We start from the raw sequence: 3,445 nt of genomic DNA, 5'->3' as shown, positions 1-3,445 counted from the left end.
GCCTCCGCGCAGAAGCGCGTGGTGATCCACACCGACGGGGCCTGCTCCGGCAATCCGGGGCCGGGCGGCTGGGGCGCGCATCGGTCGCCGTTCCGTCGGTCGCGGCCATCGCCGATGCCGCGGTCGGGCTGGCGGTTCTGCCTGCGGTGCCGCAGGACCGGGCGATTCGGCTCCATCATCCGCCGACCTTCTCGCCGTCGGTCCGCGCCGCGCTGACCGCACGGCTGGTCGGCGGCCGGCTCGAGCTGCGCTGGATCGGCGCCTCGCCGGACCGCGATCCGGACCACGTCCTGGCGGGGATCGGCGACGCGGTGCGTGCCATCGGCGACTGGGCCAAAGGTCGTGCCGCCCCGCTGTTCACGCCGCGCGACTTCCCGCTCGCCGGGCTCGACGCGACGGCGCTCGATCGCGTGGTCGGTGACGATCCCGACGTCGAGGACATCTATCCGCTGTCGCCGATGCAGGACGCGATGCTGCTGCACTCGCTCAGCCGGCAGGGCTCGCCGGTCAATTTCGAGCAGAGCTGCACGCGCTTCGTCGGCAGCCTCGACGTTCAAGCCCTGCGCAAGGCGTGGACGCTGGTGTTCGACCGCCACCCGGTGCTGCGCAGCGTGTTCCGGTGGCGCGGTCTGGCGCGGCCGCTCCAGGTGGTGCGCCGTGCCCGCCGCCAGCCGGTCGACGTCGAGACCTGGCCGGTCTTCGATTCGGAACGGTTGGCATTGCGCATGGCCGACGACCGCGTCGCCGGATTCGATCTGGAAACCGGGCCGCTCGCCCGGCTGATCCTGATCAGGGTCGGCGAGGCCGAATCCTATCTGATCGCGAGCTTTCACCACGTCTTGGTCGACGGCTGGTGCCTGGTCCAGCTCGAGCGGGAGGCGCGGACCGCCTACGAGGCGTTTCGGAGAGGCGTCAACCCGGCGCTGGAGCCGGTGGCGCCGTTTCGCGACTTCATCGCCTGGAGCGCCCGGGCCGATCGGCAGGCGGCGCGCCGCCATTTCGCCGCGCTGCTGGCCGGGGCGCCCGTCCAGGCGGCGCTGCACGGTCGCGGCGACGGCGGGAGGTTCGTCACAGTGCGGCGCCGGCTCTCGCCGCCGGCCAGCAAGGCACTCGCCGACCTGTCGCGCCGCCGCGGCATCACGATCGCGGCGCTCGCCCATCTCGCCTGGGGCCTGTGGACGGCGGCACGGCGGGGCTGCCGGGACACCGTGTTCTGCACTACGGTGTCCGGCCGTCCTCCCCAGGTGCCGGGTGTCGAGCAGATGGTCGGCCTCTTCATCAACAACCTGCCGGTTCGGATCCGCTTCGACGAGAGCTCCGTCGTCGCCGATCTGGCCGCCGAGATGCAGCGCCAGATCGCGGCGCTGCAGGAGCATGCCCAGATCTCGTTGATCGAGGTCGGCGACGCCGCCCGCCTGTCGGAGCGGGCCGATGCGCTGTTCGATACTCTGCTGGTCGTGGAGACGACGCCGTCGGGTGTCGCCGCCTGGAGCGGCGCCAGCGGGCTTCGGGTCGAGACCGTCCACAATGCGCTCAAGACCGCCTACAGCCTCACCGGCGTGATCGTCCCCGGCGAGCACACCGGAATCTCGCTGGTGCTGCCGGATCCGGACGGCGCCGCGGAAGCGACCGGCGAGGCGATGATCGACGACTTCTCGGCGGTGCTCGCCGCGCTCGCCGGCGGCGTCGATGGACCGGTCGCCGACCTGAATCTTCCCGCCGCGCAGCCCTTGTCTCCGGCCGTCGTCCCGAGCGCGGTGGCCTTCCGGTCGGGGCCGCCCGGACGATCCCCGCACGGCGCCATCGAGCCCGTCGTGCTCGACATCCTGTCGGCGATCGCGCGCCGGCCGCTCGGGGTCGACGACGACGTTCTGAACGCAGGGCTGACCTCGCTCGGCCTCGCCACCGCGGCGGTGCGGCTCGCCGAGCGCCTGAACCGCCCTCTGCCGGTGTCGCTGCTGATCGAGCACCGCACCGTGGCGGCTCTCGCCCGCGCGCTGTCGCGCGACCAGGTCTGGGACGCGGTGGTGCCGCTGACGGCCGGCAGCGGCGAGCCGTTCGTCTGCGTGCACCCGATCGCCGGCGACGTGAGCGCGTTCCTCGATCTCGCCCGGGCCATGCCGGCCGACCTGCCGTTCTGGGCTCTTCAGGCGCCGGGACTCGAGCAGGGGCAGGCCCCGATCGGCAGGGTCGAGGAGCTGGCGGCCGCGAACCTCGCCGCGCTCGCCCGCCGCGAGCTGCCGACGCCACGCTTCCTCGGCGGCTACTCGTTCGGCGGCATCGTCACCTACGAGATGGCGCGCCAGCTCGCGGCGCGCGGCGAGGCGCCCGAGCGGGTCGTGATCATCGACGCCCCGGCACCGGTGGGCACCGTCTCGGTCCTGTCGGACGACCCGGACCGCGCCCAGGCCGAATGGCTGGTCCGCATGGCGACGGTCCGGGCCCGTCATCACGGTGTCGCTGTCGACCTGACCGTCGAGACCCTGCTGCGGCTCGACACCGACGGTCGCTTCGTGCTGGCCCGCGACCGTATGCTCGCCGCCGGCCTGCTGTCGTCGGAGGCCGACGTCGCGTGGTTGCGGCGCGCCTATGCCGCCAGCCGGGCTCTCTACGACGGATTTCTCGACTACGTCCCGACACCGGACACGGCGCGTGACCTGCCGTTGTGCCTGCTGCGCGCGGCGACGGTGCGTGAGGGCGATCTCGGCGAGGCCGAGGCGCGCCTTCTGTCGGAGCCCGACATGGGGTGGTCGCGCCTCGTCGATCGAGAGATCGGCGTGACGACGATCCCGGGAGATCACGTGTCGATGCTGGTCGGGGACGCGGCGGCGGCCGCGGCTGCGGCCATCACGGGCTTTCTCGGCTCCTCACGCTCCGCGTGCGGGTAGGATTTCGCTGTGGGGGGACCTGCGACACCGAACGCAACTGTGAAGTCCGAGGCCGCCCACTGGCGCTGCGGTCTGGTTTCGGTCGCGTGGACGGGTGTCCGCCGGTGCCACGAATTCCGTCCGTCCGGATCGGGCCCGGCGACGACCGCGCGCCGGCGCGGCCTCGTGGCGGCGGTGGCGCTCCTGCTCGGGGGCTGCATGGTCGGGCCTGATTTTGCGCCGCCGCCGGCGCCCGACGTCACCGGCTACACCCCCGAAGCGAGACTTCGTCCGGGAGCCGCGACGCCCGTGCCGGGCGGGACGGCGCAGAGCTTCGCGTCGAACCTCGACGTCGGCGGCGGGTGGTGGCGCAAGTTCGGCTCGCCGCAGATCGACGCCTTCGTGGAGGAGGCGGTCCGCAATCATCCCGACGTGAGAGCCGCCCAATACGCGCTGCGGGCCGCCCGCGAGACGGTGCTGCAGAGCCAAGGCGCGCTGTTTCCGCAGGCGCCGGGCCTTCTGTCGGGAACGCGCGAGCGCGCCGTTGCCGCCTCGAGCGGCACCACCGGTCCGGCGAC

At 73.0% G+C, this 3,445-nt stretch carries 1 protein-coding gene and 2 pseudogenes; all 3 read left to right on the top strand.

The features are described 5' to 3' along the window. A pseudogene (locus tag CH341_RS36115) lies at window positions 1–78 on the top strand (ribonuclease HI); the annotation flags it as partial. A 380-nt stretch (window positions 79–458) separates the two neighbouring features. Next, on the top strand, window positions 459–2,888 hold the full coding sequence (locus tag CH341_RS29680; protein ID WP_342635045.1) for a condensation domain-containing protein: 2,430 nt from the start codon (window positions 459–461) through the stop codon (window positions 2,886–2,888). 165 nt (window positions 2,889–3,053) lie between these two features. Beyond that, a pseudogene (locus CH341_RS29675) lies at window positions 3,054–3,445 on the top strand (histidine kinase); the annotation flags it as partial.

This window comes from Rhodoplanes roseus (genome assembly GCF_003258865.1).
GTDB lineage: Bacteria > Pseudomonadota > Alphaproteobacteria > Rhizobiales > Xanthobacteraceae > Rhodoplanes > Rhodoplanes roseus.
This window is presented reverse-complemented; position numbering and strand designations above follow the sequence as displayed.

Coding starts and splice junctions, on each gene's coding strand:
- CH341_RS29680 (WP_342635045.1), top strand. CDS start 459: ATGCAGGACGCGATGCTGCTGCACTCGCTCAGCCGGCAGGGCTCGCCG.